We start from the raw sequence: 23,208 nt of genomic DNA on the forward strand, positions 1-23,208 counted from the left end.
TAATTTGTATTGTTATGATTTCTTTTTTAGCACAATAATTTCTTTAAAGTTTTTTTCAATTTTTTTGATCAGCTTGTTTACTTTTTTCTGTTCTTCAACAGCTAAACTTAAGTAGTTTATTTCTCCATTGTGACTGTACAATAGTTGGTTTCCTTTACGCTTGTATGTGATTGCTGATCGAATCCACTCATTTTTAACCTCAACATTTTCAGGCAAGTATGATATTTCATATCCTTCGGGAATGTCAAATATTGTTTGATAGTTGTAGTGAATTTTATATGTATTTTTGATTTCATGTTTTCTATCTCGCTTCGTTTTGAAAGTAGATAAATCTTTGATTAGATTCAGATTCACATAGATTTCATCATCAATACTTTTTACATAGTTTGCAATGTTGAAATCGTACTCAATGATGAAGTTTTTATCATATTCATACAGATTTTTTTCTTTAAAGTTATCTACCAAAAAGCTATTGCTTCCTTTGCGTAAGATACTGTTGTAGAAAGATGTTCGTTTCTCATCCGTTTTGATACTTTCCAAGTAATTGAAATAGTAATTTTTTTCATAACCTGAAAGTTCAATTTTTCCTTTTCCAACAATGTTTTCACCATCAATTGAAATGTATGTTGTATCAATTGTAGCATTTTGCATGGCTTCTATTACAGGAACTTTTTCTACTCTAAAATCACCTTCTCCATTTCCAATTAAGGCTTCTTTTCCTTGTATGAATGACGACGGAAAATCGATTGGCAAATACCTTCCTGTTGCATCTAAAAAGTATGTTTTTCCTTCATATTGATACGATAAAATCATGTGATTGTCTACAATTGGCGTTGGCACTTCTTCGTACGAATACGGAATGCTTCGTGTTCCTATCCAAGTGAGATTTCCTTTGAGTCCGGCAATGTCTAACATGGTTGCTAAGATGCTCGAATTGTCTTTACAATCGCCATATTTCTTTTTGTACACATCATTGGCTTCTCTTGGTATAAAACCGCCCAAAGCATATTCAAATGCAATGTATTTGATGTTTTTTTGTACCCAATAGTAAATGGCGCTAACTTTTTCTAAATCGTTTGCTTTGTCAGCCGTTATTTCGTTGACAATTGTTACCAATTCTTGATCACATTCTTGTTTGTTTACGTCTTTTACCAACGAATAATACCAATTGTACAAGTCTGCAACTTCACCTAATAGTTTTACGTCTTTATCTTCTTCATCTTTGTAAGATGTGATGATCGGTACAATATGTGGCAATACATTTTTGTAGGTTGGAACATTTTCTTCGTAATCAAATTCGTCCATATTTTGAATTTCCCACGTATAAATAATGTTTCCTCTTTTTTCTTTTTTTGAAAAGTTTATCGGAACGTTTTCTGTGTTAAATTCTTTGAATTGTAATGAAACGTCTTTGTCTGCAATGATGGTTACTTTTCGATGTTTTACAGGTGAAAATCCGCCAAAGTAAAATGGACTTAAGAATCGTGGATTTTTTACTTTTTCCGAATATTCTAACTTCGTTTTTGAACCTTCTTTAAGGTTTGGATAGATGAAGTTTAATGATTTTGTATCATCATGAAACGATTGACCTAATTCGTCCTTTTCCTTGAATTCTTTTACTTCAGTTTCTCTGTATTTTCCCTTTGTATATGTAAATGCAGACGCTTCAACCTTTTCCATTTCGAAGAATGAAGAGAAGCTTAACGAGCGTTTGGATTTGTACGTTGCGCTTTCATTTAGATAGATATCTTCTTCTAAGAAACGTTGTATAATATCAAGGTTTCCTTTTTTTAGTTTGATTTCTATTGTTGTTTCTTCTTGTAATGTAACTTGATCTGCATTTGGATATTTCTGTTTCAGATTGGTATATTCTGAAGATTTTTGTCCAAACATAGCGCTTGTTGAGATCAGTGCTATGATCAGTATATGTATGTTTTTAAAGAGTTTTTGACTCGTATATTTCTCCATTAAAATAGTATTCTGTTTTTGTGTGTTTTCCTGCTTCATCGTAATATTTTGCTGCTCCTGAAATTTCATCATTTACGAAGGTAGCTTCCATTTTTAATTTTCCGTTTTCGTGGTACAGTTTTGTATTCCCATGAAGCTTTCCGTGTTTGTATTCTTTTTCATTTTTCAGATTTCCATTTTCATAGTATTCTTTGATGATTCCGTTGTATTCTCCGTCTACATAGGTCATTTCATTTGCTGGTTTTCCATCATAGTAGTACGAATTGTAGATGCCCGTAAAGTCGCCATATTTTACTTCCATTACTCTTGAAACTTTTCCATTGTCATAGAATGCTTCTATTTTTCCAGTTTCGTTGCTTATTGGAATCATTTCTTTTTCTTTTCCATCAGTTCCTAGGTAACTGTAACCAACTAATCGTCCATGATCATAAAAACGTACTAGTTGTAAGTTTCCTAGTGGGCAGAAAAATTCTTTACGTCCGTGTTCTTTTCCGTTTTTGTAAGGTGTAGAAATTTCTACTTTACCATTGTTGTAATACGATGTAGACATTCCTTCTTCTTTACCTCTGTGGTATGTTGTTTTTCTGGTAATTGTTCCATCTGTATGATATCCTATTAATTCTCCGTGTAAATTTCCTTGATAGTAGTTTTGAACTGACGAAATATTTCCATCTTCATCATACCAAGTCCATTTGCCGTTTTCATTACCATTTATATACATACCTTCTGCTCTTTTCTTTCCATCGAAAGAATATGTAATAGATTCACCGTGTTTTATACCATTTACATATTTTGTAGATACATTTGGTTTGTTATTTGTGTAGTTGTAAGAAAGTATACCATCTTTTGCGTCTTTTGTATAGTTGATGTTTTGATACGATTTTTCATTTTGATCAAAAAATTCATCCGTCAATAAATTTCCGTATTTGTATTTTAAACTTCTTTCTAGTTTTCCTGTATTGGTATATTCTTTTTGTATTCCATGTAGTTCACCTTTGTGATAGAAATAGACATTTTCTGGTGTTCCATCTAAGTAATAATCATGATATTCGCCAAATTCTTTTCCGTCTTTGTACCAACATTGATGTTTTAGTTGTCCATTTGAGTAATACGTAGCGTGGTAACCGTCTTCTAAGCCCTCATCATTGTAGTTTATAACCGATTGTTGTTGTCCGTTTTTGTAGTACGTGGTATGTTCTCCAATTGCATTGCCTTCTTTGTATGAACCTTTTTCGCTTAGTACGCCATGATTTGTGTAGAATTTCCAATCGCCTTCTTTTCCACCTTCAATATCATATATTCCTTCTGAAGTAATATTTCCTTGCGGAGAATAACTTTTGTATTGAAACTCGCCACCTTTTTTCTTTGCTTGTTTTATGATTTTACCAGCTTTGTCATAAAATTTGTATGAGATTATTTCCCCTTTACGATATACATATTCGTTATGTATTTTTCCGTCAGTATCGTAATGTTTGTATAGTCCGTTGAGTTTGCCTTTGACGTAAGTATATTCATCCTTAACAGTTTTATCATCATAATACACAAGCCACGTTCCACTTGGTTTGCCATTAACATAGACTCCTTTTTCATTTATAGCTCCATTCGTATGATAGGTGGTATAATCGCCATCTAGTTCACCATCTTTTTGGTTGGCTTCAGAAGTGACATCTCCTTTTAGATTGTATCGTTTTTCAACACCATTTCCTTTTCCATTGGCATATTGTATTTCTCTATATATTTTTCCGTTTGCATAGTATTCTAAAATTTTACCATCTGGAGCGTCATCTACGTAGTTGATATTATATTCAGGCAATAACTCACCAACTTGAAAGTACGAGATGTATTTACCATTAAGCTTTCCGTTTTTGAAATACTTTTTTTGCATCAATGCGCCTTTTTTATTGTAGTATTCGTATTTACCTTCCAATTCTCCTTCGGCATAGTTTGCATCTATATATACACTTCCATCTTCATAGTATACTTTGTTTTTCCCTACTAATTTTCCATTTGCATAGCTAGCTGTTTCTCTAACTTTTCCTTTTTCATTGTACCATTTCCAATCGCCATTACGTTCTCCACTTTCATTAAATGTGCCTTCGCCTGTTAAGCGTCCGTAACTATTGAAAAATTTCCATTTTCCTATAGGAGTACCATTTTCTAATTTTCCTTCTCCTTCTACATATCTACCTTGATAGAAAAATGACACTTCTTTTTCTTCACCATCAATAACTAGTGTATTTGTACTTGTAATATCTTTCCATTTTTGTATTGCCAGTTTCAGAAACGCATCGATGTCTTTTTGTTTTCGCTCTACGTGTTTTTTGTATTTTTTGTTTTCGATTGAAGCTACTAAGGTGTATGCAAAATCTTCAAAAAGATTATTTGTTTGAATCCACTTGTAGAATGGTACAAACTTTTTACTCCAAAAACCATCTGTTCCTTCGTAGTTTTCTAATTGTGCTAACATGGCATGATTTTGTAGTACCAAAGCAACATTAACTTTATGATCAATTTTGTAATCTTCATTGAGTGCAATTTTATTATCAATTACCAAATCAATATCTTCAAAATATTCATCATCTTCTGAAATTTCTACATCAGGATCAGCTTCATTTTCGTTTTTGTTAGATACAATATCATTTAATGATCGGAGCGTTTCAAAAGCACCTTCTCCATCAGCATCTAGTAATAGATACATATCAAAGCACATTAATGCTTGTGTTATTTTTCCTTGTCTGTAACATAAGTTTCCAAGTTTTAGATAGGCTTCTCTAAAAAATGGATTGAGCGTTATGACTTTTTGGTACACTTTTGCCGCTTCTTCAATTCTGTCTAATCGAGCAAGAGCAGTACCTTTGTTATTCCAAATTTTATAAAATTTAGGATAGCGTTTCAAGCCTTCATCATAGACTTCAATAGCTTTTTCAAAGTTTTCTTTTGCGGCATAAGCAACACCTTTATTTATGTAAAAATATGCTTTGGAGTCGCCACAATCATAGGCGTCAGCTTCATCTAATATTTTTATAACCTCATCATATTTTTCTAAATTGATGAGATAGTATGCTTTTGATGTTAAGAGTGAGCAATACGTAGAATCGTTTTTGTTGATTTTTTCAATGAGTGCAAGTGCTTTTGCGTCTTCGCCTTTTTGTTCTTCTTCCTGAATTTGTTCAATAATTTGTAGAGGATCAATCAGTGGAAGTTTTTCTTGGGATGTACTTAAAAAGGGAAGTAATAGAAGTAAAAAGAAATACGGGAATTTTTTCATAAATTAAATAAAAAGATTGTTAATGTATGCTATTATTCGGTTGTTGCCATAAAAATACATTTTTTTATAGTGATATAATAATATTAAAAATAGCTTCTCTTTTTGTAATTACAAAATGAAGCTTACCACAATTCCTCTTTTTTCATGAACAATTCACTTTTTTATCGTTTTTTAGCGCTTGTATACACTATTGTTAATAACCTTTTAAAAAATTAAACATATTAAAAAGCAGTTTTATCCGAAACTTTTTAATTTTAGTCGTAACCTTTTAAATCTTACAACATGCGCATTGAAAGTGATATAAAATTAGGCTTTAAAGATGTAATGATTCGACCAAAACGTTCTACTTTAAAAAGTCGTTCAGAAGTTTCATTAGAACGTACTTTTAAGTTTTTGCATAGTTCTTATGTGTGGAAAGGCATTCCAATTATGGCCGCAAATATGGACACCGTTGGAACGTTTGAAATGGCACAAGCCTTGGCTTCTAAGCAATTGTTTACAACCATTCACAAACATTATAGTATTGAAGATTGGAACACTTTTATGACATCTGTTCCTCAAAGTTATATTCCGCATATTGCCGTGAGTACAGGAACTAGTGAAAAAGATAATGAAAAGCTTCGAAATATTTTTACGATACATCCACAATTGAAATTTATTTGCATTGATGTAGCAAATGGATATTCACAACATTTTGTAGATTTTGTAAAGAAAGCACGCATGCAGTTTCCTGATAAAGTGATTATTGCGGGAAATGTGGTTACTGGCGAAATGGTTGAAGAGTTAATTCTTTCTGGAGCTGATATTGTAAAGGTAGGAATTGGTCCAGGTTCCGTTTGTACTACACGCGTAAAAACTGGTGTTGGGTATCCACAACTTTCTGCCATTATTGAATGTGCTGATGCTGCACACGGACTTGGCGGACATATTATTTCTGATGGTGGTTGTGCTACTCCTGGAGATTTGGCAAAGGCGTTTGGCGCTGGCGCAGATTTTGTAATGCTTGGCGGAATGCTTTCCGGACATCATGAAAGTGGTGGAAAACTGATTGAACGCAACGGTGAAAAATTCAAGCAATTTTACGGAATGAGCTCAAAAACTGCCATGGAAAAACATGTTGGTGGTGTTGCTGAATATAGAGCTTCGGAAGGAAAAACAGTAGAAATTCCATTGAAAGGTCATGTTTCAGATACAATTCAGGATATTTTGGGCGGAATTAGAAGTACATGTACGTATGTTGGCGCTCCACGATTGAAAGAGTTGACTAAACGAACTACTTTTATTCGTGTTGCAGAACAGGAAAATAGAGTATATTCGTAGCTCTTGGCTCTTAAAAAATCTTTTTATTTAATTTAAAACTAAATAGTTAATAGTTAAATAGTTTACGTATTTTTTAAAGTATTGGTATGAAATGTTACCAAGCCATCTATAGGTCTGCGGATAATATTACCAACTGTAAATCCAAATTCTTTGGCTACTTCTCTGATTTCATTTTCAGAGAAAAAAGCAATAGAACCTGCAAAGTGAACTGGAACAGTTTTGAGTTCTTCTTCGTATTGCATGATCATATTTTTAGCAAATTCTCGAAATCCTCTTTTGATAAGCTCTAAAATATAATCAGAATCTTTGTTAAGGAACATAAACTCTGCAAAGTTTGCTAAGTATGCATTCGGATTTGGTTGTTTGTATAAATTGTATTTGATGTAATCACTTTCAAGATTGTACTTTTCTTCAAAGGCAACACGAATGAAACTTGGCATTTTATTAAAGTAATAATCACGGATTAATTGTTTTCCGTAGTAGTTTCCACTTGCATCATCCATTAGGCTATAACCTAAAGAGTTTACACGTTGGTGTAATGTTGAACCATCATAGTAACTACAGTTTGAACCTGTTCCTTGGATACATACAACTGCGGCTTCTGTTACATGATTGATGGTAGCATATACAGCAGCTAGTGTATCTTCATTTACTTCAACATATGCATTTGGAAAAAATCCTTCTAAAACTCCTTTTAGCAATAAACGCGGATTTTCAGTTCCGCAACCAGCACCATAAAAAAATATGTGCGTAACGGTATGACGATGTGCTGAAAGTTCTTTGCTTTTTTTAATGGTTTTTTTCAGTTTCTTTTCAGTTAGTATAGCAGGATTTAATCCTTTTGTACGAAGCTTGTCTAATAACTGATTACCATCTTTATCCACTGCAATCCAATCGCATTTTGTGGAACCACTGTCTACTACTAAAATCATAGGATGAATATAAAAATAAATTCCCGATTTTGGGAAATGTTTTTAGAAAGGAGTAATTTTTATGTCATGGTAAGCACAATCAAAATATTTTTAATAGTTGATTGCGCTTACTGCGACATTTATATATTATAAGTTGTTAACGTGTAACGCTAAATCTACTAATTTGTTTGAATATCCAAATTCATTATCATACCAAGAAACGATTTTGAAGAATTTAGAGTTTAACTCAATTCCTGCACCAGCATCAAAGATACTTGTACGATCGTCACTTACGAAGTCTTGAGATACTACAGCTTCTTCTGTATATCCAAGAATTCCTTTTAGTTCGCCTTCAGAAGCGGCTTTGAATACATTTTTGATTTCTTCGTATGAAGTTTCTTTTTCCAAACGAACCGTTAAATCTACAACTGATACATCAACTGTTGGTACACGAAACGCCATTCCTGTAAGTCTTCCGTTTAGTTTTGGAATTACTTTTCCAACTGCTTTTGCGGCTCCTGTTGATGTAGGAATGATGTTGTTCATTGCTGAACGACCTAATCTGTAGTTCTTTTTTGATGGAGAATCTACTGTGTATTGTGTTGATGTTGCCGCATGAATTGTTGTCATTAATGCTTCTTCAATTCCGAAGTTATCATCTAATACTTTCGCTATTGGCGCTAAACAGTTTGTTGTACATGAAGCGTTTGAAACGATATTGTCCGATGCTTTTACATCTTTATGGTTTACGCCCATTACAAACATTGGTGCATCTTTAGATGGTGCTGAAATTACTACTTTTTTAGCTCCAGCCTGAATGTGATAGTCTGCTGTTTCTAACGTTGTAAAAATCCCTGTACATTCTGCAACTACATCAACGCCAGCTTCATCCCACTTTAAGTTTTTAGGATCTCTTTCCGCAGTTACGCGAATTGTTTTCCCATCTACAACAAGATTTCCATCTTTTACTTCAATCGTTCCATCAAATCTTCCGTGCACAGAATCGTACTCTAATAAGTATGCTAAATGATTTACATCTAGTAAGTCATTAATTGCAACTACATCTACATTGTTACGTTTTATGGTTGCTCTAAATACGATTCTTCCTATTCTTCCAAATCCGTTAATTCCTAATCTTGTCATTTGAGTTTCTTTTTTCTTTCTATTCTTAAATTTATACTGATAGTATATCTGATATTCTTAATAATTCTTTGTTAATGGTGTGTTTCCCTTTGACTGCTTTTTCAATGCTGGTTACCAGTAATTTGTTATCTGATACACCAACCATTACATTGGTTTGTCCGTCCAAGATAAGTTCTACTGATTTTACACCAAGTCTACTTGCTAATACACGATCAAAACAGGTTGGTTTCCCACCACGTTGCATGTGTCCTAATACAGATACACGCGCTTCATAGTCAGGTAAGTTTTCTGTGACATATTCTGCTAATTCGAATACATTTTTGCCTATTTTGTCTCCTTCAGAAACCACTACAATACTTGATGATTTTCCGCTTCTACGACTTCTTTGTAGTGATTCTAATAATCGTTCTAACCCTAAATCTTCTTCTGGAATTAGAATTTCTTCCGCTCCTGCTCCAACTCCTGCATTTAATGCAATAAATCCTGCATCACGGCCCATTACTTCTACAAAGAATAATCGGTTGTGCGAACTTGCAGTATCACGAATTTTATCAATAGCTTCTACTACTGTATTTAATGCAGTATCGTATCCGATTGTAAATTTTGTTCCGAAAATATCATTGTCAATTGTTCCTGGCACACCAATTACTGGAATGTCATATTCTTTACTAAAAATCATTCCACCTGTAAAGGTTCCGTCTCCACCAATAAGAATCATAGCTTCTACACCTTCCTCTGTTAGGTTTTCATATGCTTTTTTTCGTCCTTCTTTTGTTTTAAATTCTAGTGAACGAGCAGATTTTAAGATGGTTCCACCTTTACTCACTATATTTTTTACACTACGTGCGGTAAGTTCTACGCTATCACCTTCAATCATTCCTTGATAACCTCTGTAGTAGCCTACACATTTTACATTATAATACGAACATGCTCTTGCTACAGCTCTGATGGCCGCGTTCATTCCTGGAGCATCTCCTCCAGAGGTCATTACCCCTATTTTTTTGATGTTACTTTGCATTCAATTTTTAATTTGAATAGTAAAGCTAGTAAACTTATTTTGATTTCATAGTACGGTTTACACTAATTTTATAGTGTTCGGAAATTTCAAACGTTTTCGTTAATAAGTTCTCAGAAATTTAACGTTTTAGTACCGTGTTTTTTCACTTTTTTTGAACTTTTATGTTATTTCAATTTAGTATTTTTAAGTATGAATAAGCTTGTTTTTTTGATTCAATTTCACATCAAGTTTAAGTAATTAAAGAAAACCTCAATTATAACAATTGAGGCTTCATTTTTAACATAATATAGTTTTACGATTATTAGCGTTTCTAGGTAATTATTCTGTTTGTTATGAATATTTAAAATAATAGATAGCAAAAAGCAAGACGATAATAATAAAGGTAATAGCAGTAAAGAAGCCTGCTATAAATCCTTTAAAAAATATTCTATTCTTAAACATCGGTTTTATTTTTTTTACTTTTGTTTAGTTAGCAAGACGGTAAAAAAGTAAGCCATACATATCAACCGCCTTGCCCTAAACAGCATGTTTCCATCAAAAAGGAAACCTACCAACACATCTTGAACAGTGCACTAGTATTCGGTAAAAGTGCATTCTAGTAAAAACATTTATAAAAAAATAATGTTCTTGATGTGTTATTTTTTATTTCTGTAATTCATAACTCCATTTGTTCTTCTCTTTATCATATTGAAAAATAATATTTCGAATCTGTGCAACAGGAAGCTTTGTTTTTTTATGGTATTTTATCTCCCACTTTTTAATCTTTTTAGCAATTTCTATGGCTTCTTTTTCAAAATCATTTGATGGAATATTTTTTTTACTCACAAACTCAATAGGAAGTTTGAAAATTGAATCATATATAACATGAAATTCTTTTGTACTTGAAACGCTTTGTAATTCCCCATTCTTATTTATATACAGTTTTATTACAGTAAAATTATTTTTATAATCACCCTTTTTAGAGGTTGCAATAATTGAATTAACGTCAGTTATTGGTTTTGAATATGTAAATCCATACTCAAATTGATATATATAATTTTCTATTTTAAACGTATTCCCCAAATCTAATTTTTTTTGATCAGATTCGTGAATAGGAGATAAATCGATACGCCTAGAGTTTGAACAAATACCATCGAAGTGTAATAAGTCATCATTTCCTAAGTGTGCATATACTAACCATTCTTCGTTCGATTCTACTGACCAATCACATGAACTTGATTTGCCTGTATATTCTTCTTCAGAATCAAGAATAAAACTTAAAGTTGTTGGCTTAGCACCATCTTTATAGTGTTTAGTAATTTCAAATGTTATTATATATGTTTGAAAATCCCTCGCATAAATTTTTGAAAATGTTCTACCTTCAAAAACATATGATGCATTGTAAAATTCTAGTGCAGAGTTAGGAGCTGTGCAATCACACGCAAATGAAAGTGAACATATGAAAAAGAATAGTATTGAAAAGTGATTTTTCATCAATCATTATTATTTTTTACAAAATCAACAAGTTCAGAAGTCGGCATCACTAATTTTGGTATTACAAAGTCGTTTTTCGTGAAGTCTTCTACAATGTATATATTTCGAGTACGAGCAAATAAACGTTCGAGTTCTTTTTCGGAAAAATTATTTAAGTCGTTAGGCGAAATAGTTTCATATGATTTTTTAAACAAGTCATATTTTTTATCTAAAATACTAGTTGCATTACGCTTATGCGTTAATTGAAAAAATACAACATGATTTTTAATATTGAGTTTAAAATTATATTGCTCTTTAATTCTTTGCACTCCGCTATTATTAATATCTTCTTTTACAACTCCATTTGATTGCTCAAACAAAATATAGAGATCCTCTTTTTCAGATATCAATGTTAGCTTTGGAAGTAAAAAAGTATAAAAATTGTCATCAAACTGATATTCTTTATAAAATGGAATAATATTTCGTGTTCTAAAAATTTTAAATTCATCAACATCATTTGTATTATAATCGGAGTTTACAAAGGCTCTTCTTATCAAAACTTTTCTTCCTTTTGTTTCTGCTTCGTCAATGATGAAATTTTTTTTCCATCGTCTAGCACCTAAGAATTCATCACGTTGTTTAGAATCTAATTTATTGAGAAATTCAATAGTAATGAGCTTATCTTTATTTCTTTTTAGAAAACGTTTTTTATGATACTTTTTATAGGTTTTTATACCTGCAAACATAGAATCAAAATCTTCATATTTTGAATATTTTAACCTAATCAACTCTTTATCATCTTTGTAGTAAGCGTATATAATTAAACTATCGTTAACATTATTATCTTCATAAATATTTTTCTTTTGATATTCATTTGCTGAAAAATAAAAATAGACTGTATCTAGCTTTTTTACTTCTACCAATGTTTGCGCTTTCAAATTGAAGCATATAAAAAATAATATGATAGTTAGGATTTTCACTGATATTTATTCAATATAATATTGCCATTTCACTTTATATTTTACAATAGTAGAATCATTAATTTTTTCAACTAAGTATAAATTTGGAAAAACTTTAAAAGGATATAGAGGATTTATTTTATTGACTTCCTTTTTTATATCTTCAATATTTGACATTTTGATATTTTTCAAATTAGCTATCACACAAGTATCAGTTTTTTTTACATTAGAAGAAAACATTTCTTTTCTGATGTAAAAGGTGATTTCCCCGTTTTTCTTTATTCCTTTAGTGTAGATCTTTTCTGTTCCCATTTTCCCATTGCCAATTTCATAGCTATAAGTCTCATTGGATAAGTTATCGAAAAATAGATACGTATTTTCGTCATTTGTTTGTGATAATCCATTTTGAGAAATAAAAAATAGTGTCAGACATAAAATAAGTTTCTTCATGGTGTACAAGTTTGATTATTATTTGTCACTATTATACTCATAATCAATCTCTAATCATAACCCAATCATCAATCCAAGTGACATCATATTTCAAAACTTTGTCATTTGATATTTTTTCGATTATATATATTTTTTTAAAAGGATTGTAGCGCATAACGTTCTCAGATTTTTTTTTCTTGATATACTCTAAATCAACAATCTTAGAGTTGGTTAGCATATCAATAGAACAAGTATCTAGTTTACTTTTTTTATGATTGTATGCAAATTGTTCATTACATATTACTAAAAATGTTAAGTTGTTTTCTTTAAATTTTCTGTATTTGTTTAGCCTCTCTGAGTTGCCAGAGCCGTCTTCTACAATACATGTCTCTGTACTTTTCATATCAAATAATAGATAAACTGTTTCTTTATCTTGCTTTTGAGCAAAACAGAAAAATGTTGATAATAACAGCAGTAGTGTTAAGTTTTTCATTCCGTACATATTTCGTTAATATTATTAGTTATGTAATTTGAGATTACAGACTCTATCCTGTCTCTTTCAACTTGAGGTAACTGTAACCAACTTTGAATAGCGTTACTTCCATTTTCATAAATTAGTCCTTCCCAAGATAGATCCATATACAATTGCTGTGGTTCTACATTATTAGGAACTGCAACACCTGTATCAAATTCTTGTAGCATTTTTGCTATAGTCTTTCTGTAATGAGTAGCCATCTGTTGGTGTTGCCAATCTTTGTATCTTCGCATATAGTCATAAATACCAGGGAAATCTCCTCTAATGCTAATCATATAGTTTGTTTGCTCTTCCGTTGACTGACCTGAAAAATCTAAATGTCCTTGCTTTGCTAGTGATAATAACTTTCTAAACATTTCTGCGTGTATTACTTCATGAATAATCGTTTTAGCAATTAGCAAATTTGGCCTCTGTGGATGCCCATATTGATTATTTGAGCTATTAATTTGAATTCTAATCATATAGTCTGGAGAATTTATTATTAATGTACCATTTGCAGGAGGTATAGTCAACCCTTTTGCTGTGCCATCTAAAATTTCACTTTCCAGCTTCAAATGTGCAACAGGAAAATCTCCATCAAATTTTTTAATAGCATTTTTAAAACCAGAACTTGACGATTTTAATTTATTGTATACACAAAGAGCTTTCCCTTCCAATTCATTTAAAATTTTATAATCATCATATTCATCAATTAAATTATCAATAACTTCCTGTTGTGCAGTTTCACTACAATTAGTATCCTCTAGAAAGTTACTAATTTCAATCCAATCATTTGGTGTCAAATTGTTTTGCTGTGCAATTTCTGGGTCTATGGTAGTGTTATCGTTCATATTAAGTGATAATCCGTTAATACAATTTAAAATTGATCTTATTATACCTTCATCAAGAATCACGCCAACCGAGCCATCATCACAAGGATCTGTAGGATTTCTTTTAAACATAGTGTTTACATCAGAACTGTTACGATTACTATAAGTATTACCATTACAATCTGTTACAATTAAAGGGCTTCCTTTACAACAACTTGGTCCGCTAGGGGAGTGTCCGTTGGCGTTACCACCGCAACCACATTCGACATAGCTCCAATTGAGTCCGCAATCATCATTATCCGAACTTGCAAACCAACCACCATTTCCAGTATTATCATTTGGTGCAGAATTGTTGGCACCATCACTACCAGGAACTCCCGCACTTGTGCTGGAACTGCTTGTATTTCCGTCTGCAGGTTCATCATTGGTATTGGTGTTACTGTTGTCATTGGTGGTATCATCATCACACGGATTCAATTGTCCTTGATCATTTGTAATAACTCCGTTTTCAATGGTTATACTACCAATAGGTGTTCCTTGATCGTCAAAAGTTTCTATAGTTCCGTTAAATTTTGAAAAGTCAACAGTGGTTTCACCTTCAAAATAAGGTATTGCTCCATCAAACGTATATTTTATGAAATACTCATATATGGTAGTACCTTTTTCTACAATAATAAGGTTGGTAATGCTATTAGTTGTCGTAGTTGCGTTAATGACTTTAAATGTGTGCTTGGTATTTGTTTCATTAATAACAACAACTTCTTTGCTGGTATCTACAGTTCCTAAGCTGTTGTTTTTACCGTTGGCAGTACCTTCGGATAACATAATTCTCCCTTTTTTACCTGTAACTTTAAAGGAATTGTTGGTTTTTATTTTGATAAAGTCTATTGCAGTTTTAGAAACTTCATCATGGGTATTTACTTGTACTTTGTTTAGTTGTTCTGTTTGTGTTTCATCAACAGATAAACCGTCATCTTTTTCGCAATTAAAAAAGATTAGGGACACCAACACTATCAGTGCTAGCCTAAAAGGGGATAAAAAATAATTTCTCATAAAAAATTGTTTTAAAGATTATGTGTTCTTGTAAAAGCAATTCAGTTTTAAGGGATAAAGGGAAATTTCTATACGTTACTCAATCATAAATAAAATGAAAAAAAGTTAACTGTGTCAGAGGAATCTTCCTCTTTTTTTAGGGGATTATTCATGTATTTAATATTAGTTTTAAAGGTTTATTTTTTTAGTTTTTTAGTATCTTGGACTTTTAATTGAATTTTGTATTAAAAAAGTACTACCGCAGTCATTAATTTTTGAATTTTAATGAAACCTATGATACTAAAAAAAATAACTTTAGTAATACTTTTTTAATCAAATATACTTCAAATATATAAATAAAGTTATAACATAACAACAAAAGTTGTTTATTTTTTTGACTATGTCTGAAATTGGAAAGCGTTTTAAGGAATTAATTGTTGCAAATAATGACTCTAATAAGTCGTTTGCAATGAAAATTGATGTAAATCCTAATTATATTCTATGATAAAAGCAAATAAAAATCCATTTATTTTCACAACTAATCACTAAGTGATGAGTGAATTTTTTCAACTTGTTCTTTAGCGATAAGTTGATATGAAAAACTAAATTCTTCACTATTTACTTAATGATGAGTTCGTTTTGTATCTAAATTTTAGCTTACTACTTAACAGTGAGTTGATTTTTCTTTATTATTTAAGCTTACCGAATAAATTCAGGAAGTATATTTTAGAGTGTTTACATACGGTGTTCCTCTTTCTACAATAGCAAAAACCCTAGCGACCAACTTGTTTCTAATAATATTCAAAGTGCTCATTTTATTTTTGCCCTCTTTGACTCTTTTCTGATAGTATTTTTTCATTTCAGGGTTAAATCGTATCGCTGACATTGCGCACATATTGAGAATAACTTTAATTTCTTTATTGGCTAAATGAGATACCCTTGTTTGCTTTCGTATGCTGGTTCCAGATTGATATGGAAAAGGTGCAATACCTGAATAGGAAGCAAATTTTCTCCAAGTCTTGAACTTCTTAAAATTATTAGTATAAACGATTATCATATAGGCAGCTTGTGGTCCAATTCCGCTAATGCTAGTTACTAAATCAAAAATAGATGTAAGTTCTAAATCCTGTTTTACAATTATCTCCATTTGTTCTTCAATTATAATTATCTGAGCTGTTAGATTATCAATCAATTCCTGCTGGATTTTAAATAAGACACCAAAATCTTTTTTATTCAGTATTGATTTTTGTTCATTCATGGAGCTTTTGAATCCTGCTCTCTGTTTAACTAATCTTGAACGTAATGTTAATAGTGCATGGAGCTTTTTAATCTTTAAACAGGTGTTAGTACTAGGTTTAAGTTCATCTCTTAAACGATATCCATACAGTGCAATTCTTTTAGCATCTACTTGGTCACTCTTACCACGAGTTATTCCTAGAGATCTTTTTATTTCTAGTCCAGGAACAATGGAAAAAAGTAGATTTTCTTTTTCAAGAAAATCAGCAAGTTGATGTGAATAAATCCCCGTATGCTCGAATACAAATAGTGTTTGTTTTTGAACTAAAGTAATGTTCTTCTTTATCCAAATAAGCATTCGTGCAAAACCTTTTGAATTGTTTTCAAAACATTCATTTAATTGATTAAAGTGAATACAAACATCAATTGTTAGCTTGCTAACATCAATACCTACAATTTCTTTTATTTTCATACATTTGATTGATTAGATATGGTTACATAAACTAAGACCTTTAAAAGGAGTATCCTGAAATTCTATATGGTTCTTAGTAACCAGTTATAAAGAACGGAGACTAATACGATGAATAGCTCATTAAGCTAGCTTAACGAAAAGTTCACTCCGTTCTTTTTTTTCATTTTCTACACCTTTAAAATAATATTTTAAAGGTGTAGAAAATTACAATAATTGACTTTTGATTTATGAATTATTTGCAGGTGCTAATCTAAAGGTATTCTATGATGATTACAGGACGCAAACCTATTAGTGATTCTATATTATACAGTATAAAAAAAGTGATTCCTTCACTTAATGAAGAATGGTTGGTACACGGAAAAGGCACAATGTTTATTGATACACAGGAAATTATACCTAAAACAATAGATGATAAGTTTGCTAATATTACTGAAGATGAATTTGCTTTATATTTTGCCAAACATAAAAAACGTCTTTTACAAAACGAAATTATAAAAGTTGTTATAGATAAGGTAGCTTCGGATTTATATATTAAGAAGTTAAAAGACGATATTAAAAAGTTAACGGATAATAGCTAATATCAATTCTTTCTCCTCTAAATTGAGTTGCATGTTGTGCAAAATTTTATATTTGATCGTTTTTAAAATTTCTATTTCTTTTTGATCTCTCACAAGTTCGGCTTCGTACATTTCAATTACATTTCTTTTTGTATGTGAAATTTCATCAGACAACAACTTACTAAACTCCTCTTCTGATAAGTTTCCAGATTTAAATTTTTGTAATTCGCTTTTAAAATGAGCTATCCTTTCCAATAATTTTTTATCCTTCTTAATCATTTATTGCCAAGTTTATGATTCACAAAATCTAATCCTTCATTTAATAATAGTTCTTTGTACTCGTGAACTTGTCTTAAATATTCTATATACTCCTTTACTTTAAATAAAATTAATATTCCTATTATAATAACTAGAATTCCGAAAAATGCATATGCCAGTAAATTATAGTTTATATCTGGGATAAACACCCAACTGATGAAAAAAATAGCAGACATAAAAGGAGATAGTAAACTCAATCGTAAATGTTTCAAAGTAATTTTTAAATCTTCTTTTTTTCCTAGAGTATAAATTATTATGAATATTCCTAATGTCAAAAAGAGTAAACTTGTATGTGTACCCGCTGAATACATAAACCGATGTACACTTGTATAACCAAAGAATTTTTCTTCCAAAGGTTTATCAGGAACTAATACGTGAACAAAGGGCAACACACCACTTAGTATAATGAGTACATTGCCCAAAAGTTCATAGTTAAAAATTTTACTGGGATTTTTAATCTCCTTTTGTAGTTGGTGTTTCAACTTGGTCTTTGTCAATTCCGAAGTGTTCTGTTTCATTTTCTACGCTTGTCGGTGTACATGCTATCATAGATATGCATGCAAAAATTGCAATTAATTTTTTCATGATTATAGGTTTTCTAATTAAAATTCAATAAGAAAATTACTATAATCTTTTTTTGATATACCAATCCACCCAAAAAATTAGTGGTTAGTTATAATAATCATATAAAAGCTTAGAGGAAGTATAACAAAAGTAATTAAATGTTTACAATAGTACTATCGTAAAACCGTAAAATCAGTATTGTTTTTTTTAGGAAGTGTAAGAACTGTATTGAATACCAACCGCTTTTTTAGGTTTATTACAACATAAAAGTGGTTGTGTATAGCATAGTTGCGGTTGTTTGTTATTATTTAGAGGTTATATAAAACATCATTGCGGTTCTGTGTAGGATAGTTGCGGTTGAGTACACAAAATAGTTGGTTCTGAACCCAAAATAATAGGTTATTTTAGGGGCTAAACCCCATAATGAACCGAAAAAATGCGGTACGGAACCTAAATTTTTAGTTAATAAACCGCAACGAATAGGTTGTAAAGGGGCTAACAATGATTGCTGAACCTAAACGAAGGTATACTGAACCGTAATGAACCCTTATTTTGTATGAAAAACACGTGTAAATATAATGTGAGCAAATGCGCAAAGCCTACTGCCCTTTTGCAGCTTTTTTGTCATCTGTTTTTTTGGAGTCGTCCTTTTGCTCTTCTTTTTTAGTATCGGAAGTTTTTTTATCGGTTGCTTTTGTTTTGTTTTTTTCAACAAATTGTACGACGCCATTTCCTGCTTTGGCTTCTGCTTCTTCTTTTTTCCTTTTTTCTTCCGCCATTTTCTTTTTCCCCTTAAAAACTTTATCAACCAACTCCTTTAAGGTATCAAAATCTACTTGGTACGACAATCCTATTCCTTGTGTAAATCCTTGAATTTCTCCAACATATTGAATTTGATTTTGACGATTGAATATTTTAGCGGTTAATGAACGATCTTCGTTTAAAGAGATTTCTATCTCAGCATCACCTACAATTGCCGTTTGCGTAACACCACCAACCGGAACTCCTAGTTGTCCATTAAAGGTGATTTTATCACTTATCTGACTTGACACTTTAAATCCTAATTGATCCGCCGTTTCTAAGTTTAATTGATTGGAACGATCTGCCTGACTGTAGTTTAATGATACATTCAATTTGTTGTTTCCTTCGCCCGTAAGTGCATCATTGATGATTCCTGTTGCAGTTTCTATAAGGTTTCCAGTAATTGCATTTTGATTGATGTTGACGTCGTTTACAAATCGTCCTTGTGATAATAATGACAATGCTTGCAATCGTCGTTTGTCGTCATCATTCAGTAAAAAATCTGTCAATTCCGATTCTGCAACGCCACGTGTTGTTGGAAATGTAATGTTGAATAATGGTTCAGGCTTCATTAAATCTCCCGTCAAACGAATTCCTACTTCTACAGGAATTTTTTTGTTGAATGTTGGACTGTCTAATAATACATCCGGATTTGCTTCCAAGTTGTAAACAGCTTCTACATTTAACTGTGCTTTAAATGGATCGCCTTCCCACGTAATGGTTCCTTCTGGTTTTACCGTGAATTTTTTATTGATGATTCCTCGGTATTTAAAATTATATTCTCCTCTATATGTGATAAAATCTCCCCACATATTAAATTTACCGTTCGTATTAATTTCCATCAATAAACTTCCTACTCCACTCCCTTTTATAGTACTTCCAGTGGTTTTGTCAACTACAATTTCTATTTCTGCGTCTGGCGTTACGTCCAAATCAAATTGTAATTCCAATCCTTTAAAATCATCTAAAGCATTTTGGGCTTGACTTTCAGGATCGTAAAATTCTTTTTTTGATACAAATTTTATAAACGATGCGTCACCAATGGAAGCCACATCACTAATAGGAATTTTTAATGAAGTTCCTTTTTCTGTAGCACCTTCAACACGAATTAAAAGCTCGTCCGTAAGTCCTTCTATCCAAGCTTCTCCACTTATATATCCTGTTCCGTAGTACAAGGTTTCTTCATCTTCGTCAATATCCGTATTTAGTACTAGCAAACGATCTGTGGTAAGATTTAAACCAAGAATCCAATCGTCAAAAGATGTATGCGAGATAATTCCGTTGAGTTGTCCTTTGGTATAATCTTGCGTATCAAGAATGGTGACATCGTCAAATTCAAATGTTTGATCGTATAGTTTTACTATGGAACTATTTGCCATATCCAAGTCTACATTGAGATACGGAATGTACAATCCGCCAGCCAAAATGCTGAGTTCTCCATTAATTGCCGGATTGTCCAAGTTTCCAACAATTTTAGCATCACCCGAAATTAATCCGCGAATGTCCGTTATAACATCTTCTCCTAATGGACTAAACGGAGAAATATCAAATTTATCTATTTTGGCATCTACATCAATTCGGTTTGTATTGCCAGATATATTAATGTTTCCGACAGCAACTAATGATTCAATTGTTTCATTGACCAATTTGGCATTTACATCAAATTTTTCAAGACTTTCATCACCTGTTATATCAACATTCAAATCGCCAAGGAGTTTATCATTCACAACCAAACTTGCAATATTTAGTTTTGTTTTTGGAATGTAATCACCATTAATTTGCTTAATATCAAGCTTCCCATTTACGTTTCCGCCTAAGCGAATACTATCAATAGAAGGTGTAATTTTTTCCAAACCAACATTGATAAATTGTAAGTTTATGTTTTTATTATTTTCGCCAAAAAGCTGTCCTTCTAAATCAATTTCTTCATTTTCATGATTCATGACAATTTTTTCAATGAAAATAGAATCCAGCGTTTTATTAAAGATGAATCTGTTTTGACGATTGTTTTCATTGTTGATAAACCATTTATTTCCTCTAAATGAAACATCCGATTTTTTCAATCCTACAACCGATTTGTTGTCGCTGTTTATGGTGTGGTAAAAACTTAGATTGTACATATCATCCAATCCTTTTCCACCTTTAAATTCCGTTCTAAAATATAACGTATCATTAATGGTTTTATTAATTAGATTGAACTCACTTGCATCGTACCATTTTGTGGTAATTCCAGCAATTTCAAGATAGGTGTTAAATACGGGATTTTTATTATCTATTTGCAATTCTACATTGTCAACTGTGTTTCCGTAAGCTACTATTTGCGGCGTTTTGAAAGTTAGTTTGAATTTATTTTCATCACCAATAATACTTCCACGAAGCCACGTGTTTTTAGACAATTCTACTTCGGGAAGAAATACATCTACAATTTTATTATAGATTTTAAAATTGAAGTTCAAGTATTGATTGGGAAGTACTTTTATAGGTCTGTAATTGGCATAAATACTTCCGACAGAGTTTTGTACCAAGTCAATTACTTCATCAAAATGAAAACGTCCTGTGAGCGTTCCTTCAATGATATCTGGTGAATCTACTGTGATTTTTCGAATGTCTTTTTCGAACTCAGAATTTATATTAAAATTTTGAAAAGCATACGTAGCATTGTGATTTGTATAGGCAATTTTTTTGAAGAAAATATCTCCTGCCATGTTATCAATATTGTTTCCGACAACATCCAATACAAAATCACCTTTAAGAATGGAAATTTTATCTCTTTTTATAAAATTTAATTTGTATAAATCTAATAAATCAATGGAAGCTTTAAATCGGAATTCGTTTTCAACACCTGACAAATCTGCCAATCCTTGAAAGTTAAACTTCGCATTTGGATCGTTTGAAACTAAATTTCCATCAAACAACTGATCTTTTAAAACTCCCGAAACATTCAAGTTATGATATACATAGTTGTTATATTCTAGGCTAAAAATACGTCCTACAATTTCTGTATTTAGTTTTTCTTGGGTAAATCCTTTTCCGTCAACATGTGCGTCCAAAGTTACTTTTCCAATGGTCGGATCGTCAACAAAAGTACCCAAATCGAAATCTTCTAATGTAATATTTCCAACATACGAAGCATTGTCAATATCGTCTATTTGTGTTAGCTTTAAATCGGATACCGAACTACCAATTTCCGTATCAATAACCAATTTTGCATCAATGACGCTTTCTGTAATTTCAGTTGTTCCACGAATGTTGAATTGTCCAAATTTTTGAAATGATGTTGGCAATGTTCGTCCTAATATATTTGGCAATAATGTACGCAACTGGTAATAGTTTGAAGATAATTGATCAAAATCTCCGTTCAAGTAAAAAGCTCTTGATGAATTAAATAAGTTCTTGTATCGAATAGTTCCTCTTATAGCAGTACTTGGCGAATTGAATTTGAAGTTTTTCGTTGTAAAATCGTTTAAAACTCCTGTAATTTCAGTGGAAAACGTTCCTTTTTTGTCTCCAAATTCATCATAGAAATAATTCAATTCTGAAAAATCAATTGTAGAATCTTTAAAATCTGCTGTAATTTTTACTTTGTCTAAAAAGTTTGCAAAATCTTCTCGTACATAATCAAAAATAACAAATCCTTTCAATTGCGAACCATTAGTTTTTACAACCAAATCTTCAAATCGCATTTGTGTAAGCGTATATTGAAATTTGGAATCCATTTTATTGATACGCAACCCACGATGATCTAAAAAAGTTAAGCCTTTGGCATTTCCATATACGTTTGGTCCTTGTACTTTAAAAGTATATACAACTCCCGAAAGTTGTTGAAAGTCGAGAATATTTGCACTTTGATGATTCTGATCTTTGTACCTAAATTTACTATTGGTTAGGTTTAATTTTGAAGATGTCAACAAAAAATCGGATGGTGTTCCATCGGATGGTTCCGAATCTAGTTTGGCAATAAAAACGTCTAAAGTTGTATCAATAGAATCTTTTTCAGTGTTAATATTTAGCGTTAATCCATCAACATTTACACTCCCAAATTCTAACTTACTATTAATTGCATTTCTAAAACTTAAGATAGAGGCATCCAACGTTTGCACATGCATAAGCGTATCTTTCAGGTAATCTTCAATGTAAATATCTTTCAACGAAATATCGCCATTCCATTTCAATCCAATACGATCAATATTAATATTTGTTTTATATCTATCATTCAGCCAATTCGTCGCTTTTCGTCCTACTTCAGTTTGCACAGCAGGAATTGAAAAGAAAAGTACCAAAAACATAAAAAGCAGCAAAATTGCTACTACGATACGCTTGATTATTTTCCAGACTCTTTTGATGATATAAAGGATTAAATGTTATAAGTTTTTAGACACTGCAAATTCACAAAAAAATTAATACAAAACACGATGT

The 23,208-nt window shown here is 31.5% G+C and carries 17 protein-coding genes; 2 read left to right on the forward strand and 15 right to left on the reverse strand.

Annotated features, from left to right (window positions below; all coding sequences use genetic code 11):
• Window positions 1–12 precede the first annotated feature (12 nt).
• Both ACQ654_RS04490 and ACQ654_RS04495 read right to left on the reverse strand, forming a co-directional pair.
• The gene (locus ACQ654_RS04490; protein WP_430409121.1) at window positions 13–1,968 is read right to left on the reverse strand and encodes a DUF3857 domain-containing protein; all 1,956 of its coding nucleotides are present in this window, start codon (window positions 1,966–1,968) and stop codon (window positions 13–15) included.
• Window positions 1,937–5,236 carry a tetratricopeptide repeat protein gene (locus tag ACQ654_RS04495; RefSeq protein WP_430409123.1) on the reverse strand — a complete coding sequence of 1,100 codons (3,300 nt, stop codon included), beginning with the start codon at window positions 5,234–5,236 and terminating at the stop codon, window positions 1,937–1,939. The genes ACQ654_RS04490 and ACQ654_RS04495 overlap by 32 nt, the downstream gene beginning before the upstream one ends.
• Before the next feature lie 282 nt (window positions 5,237–5,518).
• Between ACQ654_RS04495 and ACQ654_RS04500 the strand changes: the two genes are divergently transcribed.
• Entirely contained in the window at window positions 5,519–6,556 is a 1,038-nt protein-coding gene (locus tag ACQ654_RS04500) for a GMP reductase (protein ID WP_430409124.1), read from the forward strand.
• A gap of 62 nt (window positions 6,557–6,618) precedes the next feature.
• Here the strand turns inward: ACQ654_RS04500 and ACQ654_RS04505 are convergent, their stop codons facing one another.
• From ACQ654_RS04505 to ACQ654_RS04545, 9 genes are all read right to left on the reverse strand, one after another.
• The gene (locus ACQ654_RS04505; RefSeq protein WP_430409126.1) at window positions 6,619–7,488 is read right to left on the reverse strand and encodes an N-acetylglucosamine kinase; all 870 of its coding nucleotides are present in this window, start codon (window positions 7,486–7,488) and stop codon (window positions 6,619–6,621) included.
• 126 nt (window positions 7,489–7,614) lie between these two features.
• Window positions 7,615–8,610, reverse strand: coding sequence for a type I glyceraldehyde-3-phosphate dehydrogenase (gene gap, locus ACQ654_RS04510; RefSeq protein ID WP_430409127.1), 996 nt, complete (start codon window positions 8,608–8,610; stop codon window positions 7,615–7,617).
• Window positions 8,611–8,641: 31 nt separating this feature from the next.
• Window positions 8,642–9,628 carry a 6-phosphofructokinase gene (gene pfkA, locus ACQ654_RS04515; protein WP_430409129.1) on the reverse strand — a complete coding sequence of 329 codons (987 nt, stop codon included), beginning with the start codon at window positions 9,626–9,628 and terminating at the stop codon, window positions 8,642–8,644.
• A 642-nt stretch (window positions 9,629–10,270) separates the two neighbouring features.
• Window positions 10,271–11,101, reverse strand: coding sequence for a hypothetical protein (locus ACQ654_RS04520; protein ID WP_430409131.1), 831 nt, complete (start codon window positions 11,099–11,101; stop codon window positions 10,271–10,273).
• The gene (locus tag ACQ654_RS04525) at window positions 11,101–12,003 is read right to left on the reverse strand and encodes a hypothetical protein (protein ID WP_430409132.1); all 903 of its coding nucleotides are present in this window, start codon (window positions 12,001–12,003) and stop codon (window positions 11,101–11,103) included. The genes ACQ654_RS04520 and ACQ654_RS04525 overlap by 1 nt, the downstream gene beginning before the upstream one ends.
• A gap of 63 nt (window positions 12,004–12,066) precedes the next feature.
• Window positions 12,067–12,489, reverse strand: coding sequence for a hypothetical protein (locus tag ACQ654_RS04530; RefSeq protein ID WP_430409133.1), 423 nt, complete (start codon window positions 12,487–12,489; stop codon window positions 12,067–12,069).
• A 43-nt stretch (window positions 12,490–12,532) separates the two neighbouring features.
• Window positions 12,533–12,961, reverse strand: coding sequence for a hypothetical protein (locus ACQ654_RS04535; protein ID WP_430409134.1), 429 nt, complete (start codon window positions 12,959–12,961; stop codon window positions 12,533–12,535).
• Window positions 12,958–14,865 carry a hypothetical protein gene (locus ACQ654_RS04540; RefSeq protein WP_430409135.1) on the reverse strand — a complete coding sequence of 636 codons (1,908 nt, stop codon included), beginning with the start codon at window positions 14,863–14,865 and terminating at the stop codon, window positions 12,958–12,960. Before ACQ654_RS04540 ends, ACQ654_RS04535 begins: the two co-directional genes overlap by 4 nt.
• A 691-nt stretch (window positions 14,866–15,556) precedes the next feature.
• On the reverse strand, window positions 15,557–16,552 hold the full coding sequence (locus ACQ654_RS04545; protein ID WP_430408577.1) for an IS110 family transposase: 996 nt from the start codon (window positions 16,550–16,552) through the stop codon (window positions 15,557–15,559).
• A 263-nt stretch (window positions 16,553–16,815) separates the two neighbouring features.
• Between ACQ654_RS04545 and ACQ654_RS04550 the strand changes: the two genes are divergently transcribed.
• Complete coding sequence (locus ACQ654_RS04550; RefSeq protein WP_430409136.1) at window positions 16,816–17,130, forward strand: hypothetical protein; 315 nt, start codon at window positions 16,816–16,818, stop codon at window positions 17,128–17,130.
• Here ACQ654_RS04550 and ACQ654_RS04555 read toward each other — a convergent pair.
• The 4 genes from ACQ654_RS04555 to ACQ654_RS04570 form a co-directional block, all read right to left on the reverse strand.
• Window positions 17,113–17,388: a hypothetical protein gene (locus ACQ654_RS04555; RefSeq protein WP_430409137.1), complete on the reverse strand. Its 276-nt coding sequence runs from the start codon at window positions 17,386–17,388 to the stop codon at window positions 17,113–17,115. The two genes, ACQ654_RS04550 and ACQ654_RS04555, sit on opposite strands and share 18 nt — an antisense overlap.
• Window positions 17,385–17,909, reverse strand: a complete 525-nt coding sequence (locus tag ACQ654_RS04560) for a hypothetical protein (RefSeq protein WP_430409138.1) — start codon at window positions 17,907–17,909, stop codon at window positions 17,385–17,387. Before ACQ654_RS04560 ends, ACQ654_RS04555 begins: the two co-directional genes overlap by 4 nt.
• Window positions 17,881–18,012, reverse strand: coding sequence for a hypothetical protein (locus ACQ654_RS04565; RefSeq protein ID WP_430409139.1), 132 nt, complete (start codon window positions 18,010–18,012; stop codon window positions 17,881–17,883). The genes ACQ654_RS04560 and ACQ654_RS04565 overlap by 29 nt, the downstream gene beginning before the upstream one ends.
• A 578-nt stretch (window positions 18,013–18,590) precedes the next feature.
• The gene (locus tag ACQ654_RS04570; protein ID WP_430409140.1) at window positions 18,591–23,045 is read right to left on the reverse strand and encodes a translocation/assembly module TamB domain-containing protein; all 4,455 of its coding nucleotides are present in this window, start codon (window positions 23,043–23,045) and stop codon (window positions 18,591–18,593) included.
• Window positions 23,046–23,208: the final 163 nt, after the last annotated feature.

The organism is Kordia sp., assembly GCF_965283645.1.
In the GTDB taxonomy this organism is placed as follows: Bacteria; Bacteroidota; Bacteroidia; order Flavobacteriales; family Flavobacteriaceae; genus Kordia.